General features: G+C 67.1%; 19 protein-coding genes. 5 read left to right on the top strand and 14 right to left on the bottom strand.

Annotated elements, in window-relative coordinates; all coding sequences use genetic code 11:
* Nucleotides 1-220: hypothetical protein (locus BC102111_RS17905; RefSeq protein WP_219618477.1), on the top strand; the 220-nt coding region annotated here is incomplete at its 5' end.
* A gap of 184 nt (nucleotides 221-404) precedes the next feature.
* Here the strand turns inward: BC102111_RS17905 and BC102111_RS15465 are convergent.
* The 4 genes from BC102111_RS15465 to BC102111_RS15455 are packed head-to-tail and all read right to left on the bottom strand — an operon-like array spanning nucleotide 405 to nucleotide 3,384.
* Nucleotides 405-641 (bottom strand): hypothetical protein, encoded by a 237-nt coding sequence (locus tag BC102111_RS15465; RefSeq protein WP_101624787.1) that lies wholly within the window; start codon nucleotides 639-641, stop codon nucleotides 405-407.
* A gap of 1 nt (nucleotide 642) precedes the next feature.
* Nucleotides 643-1,029: a TRAP transporter large permease subunit gene (locus BC102111_RS17900; protein ID WP_197907874.1), complete on the bottom strand. Its 387-nt coding sequence runs from the start codon at nucleotides 1,027-1,029 to the stop codon at nucleotides 643-645.
* Entirely contained in the window at nucleotides 1,030-1,995 is a 966-nt protein-coding gene (locus BC102111_RS15460) for a TRAP transporter large permease subunit (protein ID WP_197907857.1), read from the bottom strand. It abuts the gene before it with no gap.
* Nucleotides 1,996-2,028: 33 nt separating this feature from the next.
* Nucleotides 2,029-3,384: an RraA family protein gene (locus BC102111_RS15455; protein ID WP_101624786.1), complete on the bottom strand. Its 1,356-nt coding sequence runs from the start codon at nucleotides 3,382-3,384 to the stop codon at nucleotides 2,029-2,031.
* 147 nt (nucleotides 3,385-3,531) lie between these two features.
* On the opposite strand from BC102111_RS15455, the gene BC102111_RS15450 reads away from it, so the two are divergent.
* On the top strand, nucleotides 3,532-4,281 hold the full coding sequence (locus BC102111_RS15450; RefSeq protein WP_101624785.1) for an IclR family transcriptional regulator: 750 nt from the start codon (nucleotides 3,532-3,534) through the stop codon (nucleotides 4,279-4,281).
* A gap of 46 nt (nucleotides 4,282-4,327) precedes the next feature.
* A complete protein-coding gene (locus BC102111_RS15445; RefSeq protein WP_101624784.1) occupies nucleotides 4,328-5,176 on the top strand; it encodes a formate/nitrite transporter family protein in 849 nt (282 codons plus the stop codon).
* Between the two features lie 13 nt (nucleotides 5,177-5,189).
* Here the strand turns inward: BC102111_RS15445 and BC102111_RS15440 are convergent, their stop codons facing one another.
* From BC102111_RS15440 to argC, 10 genes are all read right to left on the bottom strand, one after another.
* Entirely contained in the window at nucleotides 5,190-5,591 is a 402-nt protein-coding gene (locus tag BC102111_RS15440; RefSeq protein ID WP_009381140.1) for a YccF domain-containing protein, read from the bottom strand.
* Between the two features lie 142 nt (nucleotides 5,592-5,733).
* A complete protein-coding gene (locus BC102111_RS15435; protein WP_101624783.1) occupies nucleotides 5,734-6,363 on the bottom strand; it encodes a hypothetical protein in 630 nt (209 codons plus the stop codon).
* A gap of 34 nt (nucleotides 6,364-6,397) precedes the next feature.
* The gene (gene tyrS, locus BC102111_RS15430; RefSeq protein ID WP_101624782.1) at nucleotides 6,398-7,684 is read right to left on the bottom strand and encodes a tyrosine--tRNA ligase; all 1,287 of its coding nucleotides are present in this window, start codon (nucleotides 7,682-7,684) and stop codon (nucleotides 6,398-6,400) included.
* A gap of 129 nt (nucleotides 7,685-7,813) precedes the next feature.
* Nucleotides 7,814-9,235: an argininosuccinate lyase gene (gene argH / locus BC102111_RS15425; RefSeq protein ID WP_101624781.1), complete on the bottom strand. Its 1,422-nt coding sequence runs from the start codon at nucleotides 9,233-9,235 to the stop codon at nucleotides 7,814-7,816.
* 241 nt (nucleotides 9,236-9,476) lie between these two features.
* Nucleotides 9,477-10,010 (bottom strand): arginine repressor, encoded by a 534-nt coding sequence (locus tag BC102111_RS15420; protein WP_063250028.1) that lies wholly within the window; start codon nucleotides 10,008-10,010, stop codon nucleotides 9,477-9,479.
* Nucleotides 10,007-10,930 carry an ornithine carbamoyltransferase gene (gene argF, locus BC102111_RS15415; RefSeq protein ID WP_101624780.1) on the bottom strand — a complete coding sequence of 308 codons (924 nt, stop codon included), beginning with the start codon at nucleotides 10,928-10,930 and terminating at the stop codon, nucleotides 10,007-10,009. Before argF ends, BC102111_RS15420 begins: the two co-directional genes overlap by 4 nt.
* 7 nt (nucleotides 10,931-10,937) lie before the next feature.
* Nucleotides 10,938-12,140 (bottom strand): acetylornithine transaminase, encoded by a 1,203-nt coding sequence (locus tag BC102111_RS15410; protein WP_101624779.1) that lies wholly within the window; start codon nucleotides 12,138-12,140, stop codon nucleotides 10,938-10,940.
* The gene (gene argB / locus BC102111_RS15405) at nucleotides 12,133-13,140 is read right to left on the bottom strand and encodes an acetylglutamate kinase (protein WP_101624778.1); all 1,008 of its coding nucleotides are present in this window, start codon (nucleotides 13,138-13,140) and stop codon (nucleotides 12,133-12,135) included. Before argB ends, BC102111_RS15410 begins: the two co-directional genes overlap by 8 nt.
* Nucleotides 13,137-14,312 (bottom strand): bifunctional glutamate N-acetyltransferase/amino-acid acetyltransferase ArgJ, encoded by a 1,176-nt coding sequence (argJ, locus tag BC102111_RS15400; RefSeq protein ID WP_101624777.1) that lies wholly within the window; start codon nucleotides 14,310-14,312, stop codon nucleotides 13,137-13,139. Before argJ ends, argB begins: the two co-directional genes overlap by 4 nt.
* Entirely contained in the window at nucleotides 14,309-15,418 is a 1,110-nt protein-coding gene (gene argC / locus BC102111_RS15395; RefSeq protein ID WP_095376887.1) for an N-acetyl-gamma-glutamyl-phosphate reductase, read from the bottom strand. The genes argJ and argC overlap by 4 nt, the downstream gene beginning before the upstream one ends.
* A 44-nt stretch (nucleotides 15,419-15,462) precedes the next feature.
* Between argC and BC102111_RS15390 the strand changes: the two genes are divergently transcribed.
* Together BC102111_RS15390 and BC102111_RS15385 are read left to right on the top strand one after the other, a co-directional pair.
* Nucleotides 15,463-16,437, top strand: coding sequence for a quinone oxidoreductase family protein (locus tag BC102111_RS15390; RefSeq protein WP_095376886.1), 975 nt, complete (start codon nucleotides 15,463-15,465; stop codon nucleotides 16,435-16,437).
* Between the two features lie 159 nt (nucleotides 16,438-16,596).
* Nucleotides 16,597-16,914, top strand: coding sequence for a nucleotide pyrophosphohydrolase (locus BC102111_RS15385; RefSeq protein WP_095376885.1), 318 nt, complete (start codon nucleotides 16,597-16,599; stop codon nucleotides 16,912-16,914).
* Nucleotides 16,915-16,945 lie beyond the last annotated feature (31 nt).

Below are 16,945 nucleotides of genomic sequence, written 5' to 3'. Positions count from 1 at the left end.
GGTTGTCTTACCAGAAAAAATTTCTGGCATCACATTGTTCAAACAAACACGCTATTGGATTCTCAAACCACAAACACACACCCACACCACACACGAATATTCGCGTGCTCGTTGGGGGCATCCACAGGATTGCGTCCGCCCGAACCACACACCCGGAAGTATCCCGGCCAAACTCGTGTTTGTGCTGGTGACACCCGGTGGAAACACCCCGTTGTTGTGATGTTCCCGGTGAGGCGAACGAGATATAACTCTAGACCACCAGAACACCCCCACGCAACCCGAAAACCGAAACTTCGGCTGTGACAACCGTCACCGCTGTAGTCAAGCGGGAAAGGGGCTCTTCACGAGGGCGCCCCGAGGGCAGGCTGCGGGAGGATCCCCGCAGCCGGCCCGGTGACAGAGCATCAGTCATCCGCCTCGGCGCCGGTGGTCGTGTAATAGGCGTAGCCGAGGAGGCTGACGACGATGGCGGCGATGATGCTCGGTCGCGCCAACGCCTCATAGGCGGTGTCGATCCACGCCCCCTGAGCGAAGACGAGACCGACGAGCTGGGTGATGACGGTGGTGAAGGCAAGGACGAGGAAGATCGCCATGGCCATGGTGAAGAGCGGGAGCAGGATGGTGTTCAGTGCGTTTCTCATGTCAGCCTCCCAGGGGAACAGGGACGATGCTCAGCGCGATGAGCACGCCGAGGATGAAGATGGGTACGACGTAGTAGATGACCAGGGGGATGAATGTCTTCTCCGGCTGCGCCTCGGTGAGGCCTGAGGCGACGAAGATCGATCCCGAGGCCGGCGGTGAGGCGCCTTCCGTCGAGGCGAAAACGAGGATCGCGACGACGGCGAGCAAAGGGTCGATGCCCGCCGCGACCATCGAGAACAGCGCCACCTGCCCGACCGCGCTCAGGGTCGCTGTCGACGAGAGCGGACCGGCGACGACGACCACGAGGACGCCGATGAGCGTGACCAGCAGCCAGAGAGGAAGATCGAGTGTCTCCAGGAGCGAGGTGACATCGGTGTCGAGGCCCAGTCAGGCCAGCACCTCGGAGGCCATGATCGCGAAGAAGAGGATCGCGCCGATGGTGTAGAAGCGGGGGACGGAACCGGCGAGGAACTCCCACCATTGCCGAGCGCTCTTCGGGAGCTCCTTCCGGGCGACGATCGCGCTGATGGCGATGATGAGGATCGGGATCCACATGATGAGTGAGATATTGCCCAGCGACTCCCCGATCGTGGCGATCGATGAGAGGAAGTCCGCGAGAGGTCCGACGGTGATGAGGATCGGAATGATCGCGCCGAGGAAGACGAGCACTGAGGTCCAGCCGAGGCGCAGCGATGTCCGCAGAGGGACATGGTCGGCTCCCGTCTCCGGCCTGATCCCGTCGCGGTGGACGAACCAGGCAGTCAGTCCGATGCGCAGGAGCACCTGGTACGAGCCCGCGACGAGCAGCGCCAGATACACCTGTGACGTCGTCACCAGGGTTCCGGCGAACCCGATCATGATGATCATCGACGCACTCGGCGGAAGTGCCGCGCCGAGGCCCGCGTTGCCGGCGATGACGGTGGCCGCACGTTCGCGTTTCCAGCCGGTGCGGACCATCCACGGGCCGGTGATCGACCCGGATGCGGCGGCGTTGCCTGTGTTCGATCCCCCGGCCAGTGCTCCCATGGCCGCCGAGGCGACGGTGTCGACATAGGCCGGCCCGCCGGGCAGACGCCCGAGCAGAGAGGAGAGGATCGTGATGAGCTTGTTCATCACCCCGGTCCGTTCGACGAAGTAGGTCATGAACACGAACGCGACCGCGGCGTAGAGCACTTCGTTCTCGGAGGCTTCGACGAAGGCGTCGGCGGCGAACTGTGGGGCGTTGGCACCCGCGAAGAGCAGTGTGACGATGAAGCCGAGCAGCATCGCCTCGGCCATATTCCGTTTGATGACGACATTCCAGATCACGATGACCGCGATGAAGACTGCCAGGGCGATAAGGGCGAGAGGCATCGTTGTCCTCCCCTTTCTGATCGGTGGTGGGTCCTAGGACTGGGTGCTGCTCGCAGCCGTCGCGCGGATCTCCTTCTGACGTCGCTGTTCGTCGGCGATCACCGCTCTGCCCGCTGCGACCGCCTGTTCGGCTGAGGTCGCGGGGACGACGAGGACTCCATCGGCATCGGCGACGATGTAGTCGCCGTGGTGGCAGACCGCTCCGGCGACGGAGATCGTCTCGCGGAGGCGCCCGGGTCCCGATTTGTACGGGCCCGCCGGTGAGACGGCTCTCGCCCACACGGGGAAGCCGAGCTGTGCGATCTCCGCCGCGTCGCGGATGGCGCCGTCGATGACCATTCCTGCGATCCCCCGAATCTGAGCCCGTTCAGCGATGAGTTCTCCGATGAGCGCCCGGTCGGTCTCACCGCCGCCGGCGATGACGAGGATGTCGCCCGGGCGGGTGAGTGGAAGCGCGCGATGGATGGCTTGATTGTCTCCCGGACGTGTGAGGACGGTGAAGGCCCGTCCGGCGATGGGGGCACTGTCCCACATGGGTTTGATGCCCGAGTCGAGGAATCCGAGGCGATCGCCACCGTCGCCGAGGGCGGACGTCGGAAGCGCTACGAGTTCGGCGGCAAGGTTCGAACCCTGTGCTCGCCCCACCCCGAGATGGACGGAACGGGCAGCCTCGCTCATCGGCCAGGGGTGTGCGTGTTCGGCCAAGAGGTCGATGCTGTCGCCGAGCTCGGCTGCGCGCCGGAGTGCGTGCGTCCGGGTGCCGGTGAGGAGCCGATCGAGCGTGGCCTCCCCATCGGCGAGTTCCCCTGCGATCTGGGCACGCATCCAGTCGACTTCCCCGGACTCCTCTCCTGCCCGCATCGATTCGGTGATGAGGGCGCCGAGACCCTTCATGAAAACGCTGCGGAGCAGCTTCCGCTGGGAGGCGTCACCGATGCGTCCCTGGATGGGTTCGGCGTCGGCTCCGACGATCCGCAGAAGCTCGGCGGCCTCCTCGGAGTGAGCCCCGGAGAGGAGTACGCGGACTCTGGCACCGTAGCGCGGTACGGAGCCGATGACCGCACCGTCGACGACCTTCGCTCGCGGGCCGAGCGCTTCGGCGACCTCCTGTTTGCGTGTGGGCGACGCGGCGTTGAGGTCGAGGAAGAGCGCGCCGTCCTGCAGTGCTTCCGACGCCTCCTCGGCCACCGCAACGGATGGCCTGGCCGTCGTCAGTCCGAGGACGAGATCGGCGTCGGCCACCGCCTCGGCGATGCTGCCCGCCATCGACACCCCGCTGGGAGGATCGATCGGGCGCGGATCGAACCCGACGACTTCACATCCGGCCTCGACGAAGGCCGCCGAATAGAGCGATCCGGCTTCACCGAGACCGAGTACTGCAACACGCATCTTCGCGCTCCTATCATTGTGTGATAGTTTCTATCATTGTGTAGTAGGTGGTGATCAGTGTGATCCAGCCGCTGCGTCAAGTCAAGGGCTGCAGCGACGATTCGCTCTGCGAAGATGGGTCCGTCGGCGATTTCAGGAGGACATTCGGTGGCAACGACGAACAACCAGGGACGGACGCTCGATCGAGCCCTCGATGTCCTCGAGTGCGTGACGAGCACCCACGAACCGGTGACCCTGACCGAGATCTCACGCGCAACGGGACTGCATCTCGCGACGACGCAGCGCCTCATCGGCCAGCTGGTCAAGCGCGATTACCTCAAGAGCACCCCGCGCGGCTACACGCTCGGTCCCCAGGTGCTGCCGATGTCGCACTCGTTCGTCCTCCAGGACCGGCTCGCCCTGGTCGCGCCGAGCGTGCTCTCACCACTGACGGACCACACCTCTCTGACGTCATCGGTGTTCGTCCGGGTGGCGGATCGCCGCGTGCTCGTCTCCCGGTTCGAGGCCCCCAATCCCCTGAGCTACCAGTTCCCGGTCGGACAGGTGCTCGGCCTCTTCGTCGGCGGCGGAAAGGTCTTGCTGGCACACGCCGAGGAAGAGGATCGGGAGCGCCTGCTCGCCGACTACGAGCCGGTGGCCCTCTCGAGCGGTCGCCTGCAGAACCTCGAGGAGCTGCGGAACGATCTCGAGCAGATCCGCGAGACCGGCTATTTCCTCGCCGAGGCGGAGCGAAGCAAGGACAGCCTGAGCACGACCGCGCCCATCTGGTCACCGGACGACAGCCTGTTGGGCACGATCAATCTCGTCGCGAACACCGGGGACACGACCAGGAAGGAGCTCGAGAGGCACACCTCGACGCTTCTCCAGGCGAGCCGGCGGATCACCGCCCAGATGTGACGTCTTAATCCGACAAGGCGGCATGCGCGGATCGTAGACTGGGTCCATGACCCAGAAGGAACAGCGCGAACGTCTCGGCCAGAACGATCTCGACCTCGAAGACGGTCTCGTCCAGGAGGCGTCTGCAACCGTCACCGAGGGAGCTGCGCGTCTCAATCGGAAGCTGCCCGAACTCATCGTCACCGGTCTCTTCGGTGGAATCGACGTCGGCCTGGGGATCCTGGCGATGATCCTCGTCAAGCAGGCCACCGGGTCGGATATCCTCGCCGGCATGGCCTTCGGCATCGGTCTGCTGGCGCTCAAACTCGCTCATTCCGAGCTGTTCACCGAAGAGTTCCTCCTGCCGCTCAATGCCGTCCTCGCAGGAGAGGCGAACTGGCTTCAGCTGGTGCGCCTGTGGGTGATCAGCCTGGCGACGAACCTGGTGGGCGGGGCGGCGTTCGCCTGGCTCATCGTCCTCGGCCTGCCCGACTATCACGCGGTGCTCGTCGACACGGCCCTCGGCTACGTCGATCAGCCCTCACTCGCGGTGATGATCGGGCTCTCCCTTCTCGCGGGAGCGACGATCACCCTGGCCACGCGCATGCAACAGGGGGCGACGAATCAGGTGGTCACCGCGATCGTCTGCATGGTCACCGGACTGCTCGTCATCGGGTTCAGCATGCTCCACGGGGCGATCAACGCGATCATGATCTTCGCGGCCATGTTCGCCGGCGCCGACATCTCAATCCTGCAGTTCCTCCAGTGGTTCGTCATCGTCATCGTCTTCAACATGCTCGGCGGACTGCTCGTCATCGCACTCCCGCGGGTCATTCGGACCTATCGGGTGCTCAAAGCGGTGCGTCGGGGGGAGATCTCGCTCGAGGAGCTGCAGGAGCAGGCATCTCAGGACTGAGGTCCGGTTCTCGTCACCGCTGGTGGTACCTGGGCAGCACGGCGTCGCTGTCGACGATCTGCTTGCCCAGAGGCATGAGCGAGACGGGGATGAGTTTGATGTTCGCCCATCCGAGCGGGATGCCGATGATCGAGACGAACAGCGGGATCGACGTGATGACGTGTCCGATCGCGAGCCAGATGCCGGCGACGACGAGCCAGATGATGTTGCCGATCGTCGCACCGATCCCGGCGGTCCCGGTGTCGACGACCTCACGGCCGAAGGGCCAGAGCGCGTAGTTGCCGATGCGGAACGAGGCGATTCCCCACGGGATGGTGACGATGAGGATGCAGCAGATGATGCCGGCGATGTAGTAGCCGATGGCCAGCCACAGGCCGGAGAAGATCAGCCAGATGAGGTTGAGCAGGGTCTTCACGGTGCGCTCCTCTTTCGTCGTGGAGTTCCATCGTCGTCCACCATGACCCGGGTCGGCAACTGCGGTTGTCTGCATTTCTGCCTGGGGAGATCCCTACGCGGAGGTCTGGTTCCGCCTCGCAGCTCTGCCTGCCGCAGCCCTTTCACCACGAGCTGAGACGCTCAGCTTCCTCACGCCCCGGGGCGAATACGAGTACCAGCGAGGCGATCATACCTGCCAACAGCACTGCTCCGCCCCACCCGGCATCGGACTCGTCGGGCCCGACGGCGATGAGCGAGAGGAGCACCGGGACGAGTGAGCCCACCAGCCCGAGAACAGCGACGATCCGCGAGAATCTGCGCCGGCCGCCGGTCATCAGCCCCGCGGCGACGATCGGCAGCACGACGAGGACGAGCATCGCCACGATGATCGCCAGTCCGACGAAGCCCACCAGGAAGGCGATGAGAAGCGCCTGGGAGTCCGACGAGCCCGAGTCCTCTCCGAGCAGGACCTCCGCTCCGGAGTTCGACAGCCCGGCGCCCGCGATCGCGGCCACCGAAACCGGCTCGTCAGCATCCTCGGCGCCGGTGTCCGTGAACATCGGAAGGAAGGTCCCGAGCACGAGCAGAGCGGCCGCACCGAGGCAGCACAGGGGGACCAGGGCCCGTTCGAGGCGGAGCACCCGGTAGTGAAGGCGGTAGACCTCGGCGGTCAGATCCCGCCCATCCGCACCCGGAGGACAACCGACGCCGTGCGGCGAGGCATCCCGCTGCGCGGCGTCGTCGCTGCTCATCGGCTCATCCGATCCAGGCTCATCGATTCCGGTCTCAGCTGACGATGTCGACCGCGCCGAGGGTCTTCTTGCCGCGACGCAGGAGGACGACTCCCCCACCTGCGGTGTCGAGGACGTCGTCGGCGGTGAGCGTCTGCTCCTCACCGGACACCTTGACGTTGTTGACGTAGGCGCCGCCGTCCTTGATCGCTCGGCGCGCTTCGCCCTTGGACTTGACGATGCCCGCGGTGACGAAGGCGTCGGCGACGGGCACACCTGCACCGAGCGACGCCGCAGGCACCTCGCCGCGCGGCAGCTCGGCGGTCGCGGCACCGAGGGTCGCCGGGTCGAGGGAGGTCAGCTCGCCGCCGCCGAAGAGGGCGGCAGCCGCGGCGATCGCCTGATCGTACTGCTCACGTCCGTGGACTAGGGTGGTGACATCCTCGGCGAGGGCCTTCTGCGCCAGTCGGGTGTGCGGGGCGGCCTCGAACTCGGCGCCGATGGCCTCGAGCTCCTCGAGCGGACGGAATGAGAAGACCTTGAGGTACTTCATGACGTCGCGGTCGTCGGCGTTGAGCCAGAACTGGCTGAACGCGTACGGGCTGGTCAGCGAGGCGTCGAGCCAGACGGTGCCCGACTCGGTCTTGCCGAACTTCGTGCCGTCGGCCTTCGTGATGAGCGGGGTCGCCATCGCGTGGACGCTGGTCGCCTCGACGCGGCGGACGAGGTCGACGCCCGAGGTGAGGTTGCCCCACTGGTCGGACCCGCCGGTCTGCAGGGTGCAGCCGTAGCGGCGGTAGAGCTCGAGGTAGTCGTTGCCCTGGAGCACCTGGTAGGAGAACTCGGTGAAGGACAGGCCGGACTCGTTCTTCAGGCGCGCGGACACGGACTCCTTCGCGAGCATCCGGTTGACCGGGAAATGCTTGCCGATGTCGCGGAGGAAGTCGATCGCCGAGATCTCCGACGTCCAGTCGTAGTTGTTGACGACCTGGGCGGCGTTCGGTCCGGTGAAGTCGAGGAAGCGTTCGACCTGGGCACGGATCTTGCCGACCCATTCCTCGACGATCTCGCGCGGGTTGAGCGTCCGCTCCCCCGACATCCGCGGATCGCCGATGAGTCCGGTGGCCCCGCCGACGAGCGCGAGCGGACTGTGCCCGGCCTGCTGAAGGCGCGAGGCCGTGATGAGCTGGACGAGGTTGCCCATGTGCAGGCTCGGCGCGGTCGGATCGAAACCGACGTAATAGGTCAGCGACTCCTCGTCCAGAGCTGTCTGGAGCGCGGTCTCGTCGGTCGACACCGCCACGAGCCCGCGGGCTTTGAGGTCACTGAATACGTCGGTCACTTCGGTCCTTTCGAAACTGTGTGGACTGCCGGCTTCGAACCGGCCCTCCCAATTCTACGGCGTACGTGGGACCGTCATCGTTGCCGTCCGGGGTGAGTCCTCCCCCGCCGAGGCGGCCGGGGGTTCCCCTCACACGCTCCGCGGCGACTCCGCGAAGGTCCGCAGCCTGGCCACCTCGGCGCGGGCGTTCTCGAGCTGGACGGCCACAGCCGAGCGCGCGGTCCCGCCCTTCGCATCGCGGGAGTCGATCGAGCCGAGCGTCGTGAGCACCTCGCGGACCTCGGGGGTGAGGTGTTCGGAGATCCCGGCGTAGTCCTCATCGGTGAGGTCCCACAGCTCGACGTCGCGAGACTCGGCGAGCTGGACGGCCGCACCCGAGAGCTCGTGGGCGACGCGGAACGGCACGCCGCGGCGGACGAGCCATTCGGCGATGTCGGTGGCGAGCGCGAAGCCGCGCGGGGCGAGGAATGCCATCCGCTCAGTGTCGAACTTCAGGGTCGCGATCATCCCGGTGAACGCCGGCAGCAGGAGCTCGAGCGTGTCGGTCGCGTCGAAGACCGGCTCTTTGTCCTCCTGCAGATCGCGGTTGTAGGCCAGCGGCAGCGCCTTGAGCGTGGCGAGCAGTCCGGTGAGATCGCCGATGAGGCGTCCGGCCTTGCCCCGGGTGAGCTCGGCGACGTCGGGGTTCTTCTTCTGCGGCATGATCGACGACCCCGTCGAGTACGCGTCGTGGAGCGTGACGAACGAGAACTCCTTCGTCGCCCATGCGATGACCTCCTCGCTCAGCCGCGAGAGGTCGATGCCGATCATCGCGGTGATGAAGAGGTACTCGGCGAACACGTCACGCGAGGCGGTGCCGTCGATCGAGTTCTCGACCGAATCGGCGAACCCGAGATCGGCCGCCACGGCCTGCGGATCGAGTCCGAGCGACGATCCGGCGAGCGCCCCCGACCCGTACGCGGAGACCCCGGCACGGTCGTCGAAGTCGACGAGCCGCTCGACATCGCGCAGCAGCGGCCACGCATGCGCGAGCAGATGGTGAGCGAGCAGCACGGGCTGCGCGTGCTGGAGGTGGGTGCGTCCGGGCATCGGCGCCTCAGGGTGCTCCTCGGCCTGGGCGATGAGGACGTCGACGGTGTCGAGGACGAGGCCTGCGATCTCGCGGGCGTGATCGCGCAGGTACATCCGCCCCATCGTCGCGATCTGGTCATTGCGCGACCGACCTGCCCGCAGCTTCCCGCCGAGCTCGGGACCCGCGATCTCGATGAGTCCGCGCTCGAGCGAGGAGTGGACGTCCTCATCGGATTCGGCGGCGACGTACTCCCCCGACTCGACCCGGCGAGCGAGCTCGTCAAGAGCGGAGAGCATCCCCGCGAGCTCATCGTCGGTGAGCAGACCCGCCCGATGGAGGACGGCGGCGTGCGCCTTCGACCCGGCGATGTCGTACTGCGCGAGGCGCCAGTCGAAGTCCGTCGACTTGCTCAGCGCGGCCAGCGCATCGGCCGGTCCGTCGGAGAAGCGTCCGCCCCACAGGCTCAGTCGTTCACTCACTCGTCGTCCTTTCGTGCCGTGTCACGGCCGTTCGTCCCCGTCCCATCCAGGACCGGTCATCGTCAGTCATTGTCTCACCGCCGCCGAGGCGGTGCTGGGCGCGTTCGTCAGCTCGTTCCACGCGAGGCCCGAATTCCGCGTCGCGGGCGGCGCGGATTTCCGTCGCCGCGTGGATCGGCGCAGAGTACGCGTGGATCGAGGCCGCGGGCCGATCCCGCCCCGCGCCAACGCCCGCACCCCCTCACCCGTCCGCGGCCCCACCTGCCGCCAACTCGAGGAACGTCTCCGCGAGCGCCTGCCCGCCGACCGCGGCATCGGCGATGACGAGGACAGTGTCGTCGCCGGCGATCGTGCCGAAGATCCCCGTCATCGACGACCGGTCGATCGCCGAGGCGAGATACTGCGCGGCTCCGGGCGGGGTTCGGAGCACGACCATGCTGTCCTGCGCCGCTGCCGAGACGAGCAGCTCCTCGAGCAGGCGCGGCAGCTTCGCGTCGAGACTGTCCCCCGTCGACTGCTGCAGGCTGCGGTCACCGCCCTCACCGGGAACGGCGTACACGGATCCCGAGGTCGACCGGATCTTCACGGCCCCCACCTCGGCGAGGTCGCGCGACAGGGTCGCCTGGGTCACGGAGATCCCCATCGTCGCGAGCTCATCGGCGAGCTCGATCTGCGAGTGCACGGACCGGCGGGTGATGAGATCGATGATCTTCTGCTGCCGGGCCGTCTTCGTCAGCGGCGCAGCGCCGGCCTGAGGAACGCTGTTCTCGCTCATCGCGACTCCAGGAGGAACGTGAGCAGGGCCTTCTGCGCGTGCAGGCGGTTCTCCGCTTCGTCGAAGACCGCCGAGGCGGGTCCGTCGATGACCTCGGCCGTGACCTCCTTGCCCCGGTAGGCCGGGAGGCAGTGGAGGAACATCGCGTCGTTGCCCAGATTCATGAGCTCCTGCGTGACCTGGTACTTGACGAACGGCGAGTCTTCGTCGTCACGGCCGACCGAGTCCTGCCCCATCGACACCCACGTGTCGGTGACGAGGACGTCGGCACCGTGCGCGGCGGCGACCGGATCGTCGGTGACCGTGAGCGACCCGCCCGTCGCCGAAGCGAGCGCGTTCGCCTCGGCGATGATCGCCTCATCGGGCTGGTACCCCGCGGGAGCGGCGATGCGCACGTGCATGCCGGCATTGACCCCGCCGAGGGCGTACGAGTTCGCCATATTGTTCGCCCCGTCCCCGTAATAGCTCATCGTCAGACCCGCGAGCGTCCCGCGGCGTTCGCGGATCGTGAGGAGGTCGGCGAGGATCTGGCACGGGTGGAAGTCATCGGAGAGCGCGTTGACGACGGGCACCGAGGAGTGCGCGGCCATCTCCTCGAGCCCGGACTGGGCGTAGGTGCGCCAGATGATCGCCGAGACCATCCGCGCCATCACCTGTGCGGTGTCGGCGATCGACTCCTTGTGCCCGAGCTGCGCCTCACCGGGGTTGATGATGAGCGGCTGCCCGCCGAGGGCAGCGATCCCCGCGGCGAAGGAGACCCGGGTGCGGGTCGAGGTCTTGTCGAAGATGATCGCGGCCGTCTGCGGCCCGGCGAGCGGGGTCCGCGAGTAGGGCGCGGCCTTGAGCTCGGCGGCGAGGTCGAGGACCTCGGTGAGCTCGGCGGGGCTGAGGTCGGCGTCCTTGAGGAAATGGCGGGTCATCGTGGTCCTAGTCAGTCGTGGTGAGGAGGTCGGGCAGCGCGGCGAGGAACGGGGCGATCTCCTCGTGTGTGATGCACAGCGGCGGCGCGAGTCGCAGGCGCTCGGGGGTGACGGGGTTGACGATGAACCCGGCCTCGAGCGCGCGTTTCGCCACGGCCTTGGCATCGGGGTTCTCGCCTGCCAGTCCGAGCCCGAGGAGGAGTCCCTGCCCGGTGACCTCGGCGATCCCCGGAATGGCGGCGAGTTCGGACTTCAGCTGCTCGCCGAGGCGGCGGGCATGGTCGATGAGGCCCTCGGTCTCGATCGTCGTGAGGACGGCGAGTGCCGCGGCGCAGGCGATCGGGTTGCCGCCGAAGGTCGTCCCGTGCTGACCGGCGGAGAGCAGGCCGGTGTTCTCCGCGCCGACGGTGATCGTCGCCCCGATCGGCATGCCCCCACCCAGTCCCTTCGCCGAGGTGATGATGTCGGGGACGACGCCCTCGCCGATCGCGGGGTCCTGGTGGGCGTACCAGGTTCCGGTCCGCCCGATGCCGGTCTGGACTTCGTCGAGGACGAGGAGGGCACCGGCCGCCGAGGTGAGTTCCCGGGCGGCGCGGAGGTATCCGGGTGGGTGCCGACGGACGCCGACCTCACCCTGGATGGGTTCGATGAACACGGCGGCGGTCGTGTCGTTGATCGCGGCGGCGAGCGCGTCGACGTCACCGTAGGGCACGTGGACGACACCGGGCACGCCGGGGGCGAAGGGTTCGCGGTAGGCGGCCTTCGCGGTGAGTGCGAGCGCGCCCATGGTCCGGCCGTGGAAGGCACCGTCGACGGCGATGATGATCGGGCGTCCCCCACCACCGGCGCGGCGGGCCATCTTCAGGGCGGCTTCGTTCGCCTCGGCGCCGGAATTCGAGAGGAACACGGCAGAGCCTTCAGGCAGGTCGAGGATCTCGTGGATCTTCTCGGCGAGCGCGATCTGCGGGGGCGAGGTGAAGAAGTTCGAGATGTGGCCGAGGGTCGAGGCCTGCTCGGTGACCGCCTTCACCCACGCGGGATGGCAGTGGCCGAGCGCGTTGACGGCGATCCCGGCGAGGAGGTCGAGGTACTGTTTGCCCTCGGCATCCCACACGTAGGAGCCCTGTCCGCGGACGAGCTCGAGCTGCGGTGCGCCGAAGACCGGTGAGAGGACGCGGGAGAAGTCCTCGCGCCAGGTCGCCTCACTCATCGCTCGCCTCCGCGTAGTCGTCGTCGGTGTCCTCGGCGTGCCCGCGGTGTCCGTCGCCGAGCGATGCGGGTTCGACGACGGTGTCCTCGACCATCGTCCCGATGCCCTCGGAGGTGAAGACCTCGAGGAGGAGCGAGTGCGCCATCCGGCCGTCGATGATGTGGGCCTGCTGCACCCCGTGCTCGATCGCCTCAAGCGCCGCGGTCATCTTCGGGATCATCCCCGAATCGAGGCTCGGCAGGAGTTCGCGCAGCCGCTCGGGTCCGATGCGGGAGATGAGCGAGGACGTGTCGGGCCAGTTCGCGTAGAGGCCGGGGACGTCGGTGAGCATGATGAGCTTCTGCGCCTTGAGGGCCTTCGCGACGGCGGAGGCGGCGAGGTCGGCGTTGATGTTGAGCGGTTTGCCGGCCTGACCCCCGATCTCGGCGGCGATCGAGCAGATGACGGGCACCCGTCCGGCGTCGAGGAGTTCGGTGAGGACGATGGTGTTGACCTCGGCGATCTCGCCCACCCGGCCGAGGTCGACGGACTGTCCGTCCACCTCGGCGAGGGCCTTGTTCGCGAGGAGGAGGTCGGCGTCCTCACCGGAGAGCCCGATCGCGGCGTTGCCGTTCATGTTGATGCGGGAGACGATGTCGCGGTTGACCTGGCCGGCGAGCACCATGCGGATGACCTCGGCGGCTTCCTCACTCGTCACCCGCTGTCCGGCCTTGAACTCGGATTCGATGCCGAGCTTGGCGAGCATCGCGGAGATCTGCGGTCCCCCGCCGTGGACGACGACGGGGCGGATGCCGGCGAAGCGGAGGAAGGCGATGTCGTCGGCGAACGACTGCTGGAGTTCCGGGGAGATCATCGCGTTGCCGCCGTACTTGATGACGATCGTGGCCCCGGCGAAGGTCTTGATCCACGGCAGCGCCTCGGTGAGCGCTTCGGCCTTGACCTGGGCGGCGGCGAGGCGGGCAGCGGTGGACTTAGTGGAGAAGTCGGGCTGGGTGCTCATGTGGAGTAGGCGCTGTTCTCTTCGACGTAGTCGTGGGTGAGGTCCGAGGTCCAGACGGTCGCGGTCGCATCCCCTGCGTGGAGGTCGATGACGACGTCGACCTTGCGGCCGAAGACCACCTCGGCGGGGTCGGCGTACGGTCCCGAGGATCGGCAGACCTCGGTGCCGTTGATCGTGACGTCGATCGTCGTGGGGTCGAAGTCCGCCGAGGTGGTCCCGACCTGGGCGACGACGCGACCCCAGTTGGGGTCCTCGCCGAAGATCGCGGCCTTGAAGAGGTTCGACCGGGCCACCGACCGGGAGACGGTAACCGCATCGGATTCGGTGGCCGCCCCTTGGGTGGTGATGGCGATGTCGTGGTGGGCGCCTTCGGCGTCGACGTGGAGTTGGCGCATGAGGTCGTGGCAGAGCTCGCCGAGGAGGTGCTCGAACTCCGTGGAGTCGACGCTCGTGTCCGCAGCACCCGAGCTCATGAGGATGACGGTGTCGTTCGTCGACATGCACCCGTCGGTGTCGAGCCGGTCGAAGGTGCTGTGGGTGGCTGTGCGCAGTGCGGCGTCGAGGACAGGCTGGTCGAGGGGGGCGTCGGTGGTGATGACGACGAGCATCGTCGCCAGCCCCGGGGCGAGCATGCCTGCGCCCTTGGCCATGCCGCCGATCGTGTACCCCTCGCCCTCCCGGGTCGCGGTCTTCGCGACGGTGTCGGTGGTCATGATCGCCTCGGCGGCGTTCTCCCCACTCTCGACGGAGTCGGAGGCGTCGGCGACGAGTTCGGGGAGGTGGTCGAGGATCCCGGTACGGAACTCCTCCCCGCCGACGCCGATGAGCCCGGTCGAGCAGATGAGGATCTCATCCGCCGAGGTGGGGGTGCCCGCATCGGTGAGGAGGGTCGCGGTCTCCTCGGCGGTGAGCTGGGTGGTCGCGAACCCATAGTCGCCGGTGTAGCAGTTCGCGCCTCCGGAGTTGAGGACGACGGCGCGAGCGTGGCCGGTGGCCGAAACCTGTTCGGACCAGATGACGGGGTTGGCCTTACAGCGGTTCGACGTGTAGACGGCGGCGACGGCGGTGGCAGGGCCCTGGTTGATAACAAGGGCGAGGTCCTTTGTGCCGCTGGGTTTGAGGCCGGCGGTGACTCCGGCGGCGGTGAAGCCGAGGGGTGAGGTCACGCTCATGGGGCGACTCCTGTCTGCGGCAGCGCCGTGGTCTCGTCGAGACCGAGGGCGAGGTGGATGGATTGGAGGGCTTGGCCGGCGGTGCCGCGGACGAGGTTGTCCAGCGCCACGACGACGAGGACCTTCTCAGCCCGGGCGTCATAGGTGGCTTGGATCTGGGCGACGTTCGATCCGGTCGTCGCCGAGGTGCGCGGCCATTGGCCCTCGGGCAGGACGCGGACAAAGGGTTCGTCGGCGTAGGCCTCGGTGAGCGCGGTGGTCAAGGCCTCGGTGAGCGCGTCGGCGTCGAGGGTGCCGTCGGCGCTGCGCGGGACGTTCTCCCCCGGGTCGGCGGTGATCGTGGCGAGGATGCCGCGGGTCATGGGGACGAGTGTCGGGGTGAAGGAGATCCGGACGGGACCGTTCGCGGGGTCGGCGCCGAGGACGCCGTTGAGGTTCTGTTCGATCTCGGGGACGTGCCGGTGGGTGCCGCCGGTGCCGTAGGGGGACGCGTCGCCGAGGATCTCGGCGGCGGTGAGGTGGGGTTTGAGGGCTTTGCCCGCGCCGGAGACGCCGTTGGCGAGGACCGCGTTGAGGCCCTTGGGAATGATGAGCCCGGCGGCGAGCAGCGGTGCGAGGCCGAGGGTGACGGCAGTGACGTTGCACCCGGGCACGGCGATGCGGGTGGTGTCGGTGAGCTGGCTGCGCTGCTTCGTCCCGTCGGCGAGCAGGAGTTCGGGCAGGCCGTAGGTCCATGTGCCCTGGTGGGGTGAGCCGTAGAAGGTCTCCCACGCTTCGGGACTGATGAGCCGGTGGTCGGCGGCGAGGTCTACGATCAGGGTATCGGGGCTGGTTTCGGCCAGTTCCCGGGCGATCGCTCCGGACTTGCCGTGGGGCAGGGCGAGGACGACGACATCGTGGCCGGCGAGCACCTCGGCGGTGGAGTCTTCGATGACGAAGTCCGCGAACCGGGGAAGGTGGGGCTGGTGTCGGCCGAGCTTCTCGCCCACGCTGGAATGACCGCACACGGTGGTGACGTTCAAGTGGGGGTGGGTGCTCAGCAGTCGGAGGACCTCTCCCCCGGCATAGCCGGTGGCGCCGGAGACGGCGACCGTCAGATCGTTCATATGAATAACCATACAGCATCATTAAATTATATGCAGGAGGCGTGATGACCCAGGCGGTTCGAGCAATGCAGGCCGGCGGACCCGAGGTGCTGGAGTTCGCGGAGATCGAGACGCCGAGGCCGGGGCCGGGTGAGGTGCTCGTCGACGTCGAGGCGGCGGGCGTGAACTTCATCGATACGTATCGGCGTTCAGGGGTCTATCCGATGGATTATCCGCATGTCGTCGGGGTCGAGGGCACGGGTCATATCGCCGCCGTCGGTGAGGGTGTCGAGAGCTACCGGGTCGGTGATCGGGTGGCGTGGCACGAGGGTCCGGGGTCGTATGCGACGCAGGTCGTCGTGTCGGCGGACAATCTCCTCACCGTTCCCGAGGGGGTGAGCGCCGAGGTGGCTGCGGCGATGCCGCTGCAGGGGCTGACGGCCCAATATCTGGCGACGACGTCGCATGCGATCAAGCCGGGCGACACGGCGCTTGTCCACGCTGGGGCTGGCGGCGTAGGCCTCGTGCTCACCCAGATCATCAAGCATCTGGGCGGCAATGTCATCACGACGGTGAGCACCGAGGAGAAGGCAGAGCTCTCCCGGAAGGCTGGCGCCGATGAGGTGTTCCTCTACGGACCGGGCGTCGATGTCGCAGCGACCGTGCGGGAACTCACGGACGGTCAGGGCGTCGAAGTCGCCTATGACGGGGTTGGGAAGGACACGTTCGATGCCTCGCTCGCCTCGCTCAAGCCGCTCGGGTCGATGGTGCTCTTCGGTGGGGCGTCGGGTCAGGTGCCGCCGTTCGACATCCAGCGGCTGAACTCCTCGGGCGGAATCTTCCTCTCGCGCCCGTCGCTCGTGTGGATGGTTGCGACGCCCGAGGCACTAGCGAAGCGGTGGGCGATGGTCTCGAGCGGCGTTGAGAAGGGCTGGCTCGACTTCAGGATTGGCGAGACATTCCCGTTGGCAGAGGCCGCCGAGGCGCACCGGGCTCTGGAGGGGCGGAAGACGACCGGGAAGGTTGTGCTGACGGTGTGAGGTGAGATGCCGGCCGCTGGGTTGGCTTGCGTGTGACACGCAGATCCACCCAGCGGCCGGCATACCCTCCTGGACGAACGTTGCCCCCAGCCGTCACGTCGATAACATCTGTGCAGGTAGAACCAAAGATTCCGGCCGAGTGGTTGGTATCTTGGGCCTATGTATGACGAGTCGGTTCGCGAGGAGTTGCGCGAGTTCGTTGCTGAGCGTGAGTGGCAGCAGTTCCATACGCCGGAGAATCTGGCGAAGAGCATCAGCATCGAGGCCGGCGAATTGCTCGAGTGCTTTCAATGGGGTGACGCCGACCTCTTGTCGGCGAAAGACGAACTGGCGGATGTGCTGACCTATTGCCTGTTGCTCGCCGAGCGTCTGGGCGTGGATCCCGACACTATCGTTCTTGAGAAACTCGCGAAGACTCGCGAGAAGTACCCCGTCGAGAAATCGCGCGGCCGGAGCGAGAAATATGACCAGCTTTAAGCTCGAACGATTCCCTTTCGGTCCTGACGCA

The organism is Brevibacterium casei CIP 102111 (assembly GCF_900169275.1).
Classification (GTDB): Bacteria; Actinomycetota; Actinomycetes; order Actinomycetales; family Brevibacteriaceae; genus Brevibacterium; species Brevibacterium casei.
This window is presented reverse-complemented; position numbering and strand designations above follow the sequence as displayed.

What these genes read in the sequence shown, in the direction of transcription:
- argC (WP_095376887.1), bottom strand. Translation starts at nt 15,418, where the DNA reads ATGAACGATCTGACGGTCGCCGTCTCCGGCGCCACCGGCTATGCCGGG.
- BC102111_RS15445 (WP_101624784.1), top strand. Translation starts at nt 4,328, where the DNA reads ATGACCCAGAAGGAACAGCGCGAACGTCTCGGCCAGAACGATCTCGAC.
- BC102111_RS15390 (WP_095376886.1), top strand. Translation starts at nt 15,463, where the DNA reads ATGACCCAGGCGGTTCGAGCAATGCAGGCCGGCGGACCCGAGGTGCTG.
- BC102111_RS15460 (WP_197907857.1), bottom strand. Translation starts at nt 1,995, where the DNA reads ATGCCTCTCGCCCTTATCGCCCTGGCAGTCTTCATCGCGGTCATCGTG.
- BC102111_RS15420 (WP_063250028.1), bottom strand. Translation starts at nt 10,010, where the DNA reads ATGAGCGAGAACAGCGTTCCTCAGGCCGGCGCTGCGCCGCTGACGAAG.
- BC102111_RS15410 (WP_101624779.1), bottom strand. Translation starts at nt 12,140, where the DNA reads ATGAGTGAGGCGACCTGGCGCGAGGACTTCTCCCGCGTCCTCTCACCG.
- BC102111_RS15465 (WP_101624787.1), bottom strand. Translation starts at nt 641, where the DNA reads ATGAGAAACGCACTGAACACCATCCTGCTCCCGCTCTTCACCATGGCC.
- argF (WP_101624780.1), bottom strand. Translation starts at nt 10,930, where the DNA reads ATGACCCGCCATTTCCTCAAGGACGCCGACCTCAGCCCCGCCGAGCTC.
- BC102111_RS15455 (WP_101624786.1), bottom strand. Translation starts at nt 3,384, where the DNA reads ATGCGTGTTGCAGTACTCGGTCTCGGTGAAGCCGGATCGCTCTATTCG.
- BC102111_RS15385 (WP_095376885.1), top strand. Translation starts at nt 16,597, where the DNA reads ATGTATGACGAGTCGGTTCGCGAGGAGTTGCGCGAGTTCGTTGCTGAG.
- argJ (WP_101624777.1), bottom strand. Translation starts at nt 14,312, where the DNA reads ATGAGCGTGACCTCACCCCTCGGCTTCACCGCCGCCGGAGTCACCGCC.
- BC102111_RS15435 (WP_101624783.1), bottom strand. Translation starts at nt 6,363, where the DNA reads ATGAGCAGCGACGACGCCGCGCAGCGGGATGCCTCGCCGCACGGCGTC.
- argB (WP_101624778.1), bottom strand. Translation starts at nt 13,140, where the DNA reads ATGAGCACCCAGCCCGACTTCTCCACTAAGTCCACCGCTGCCCGCCTC.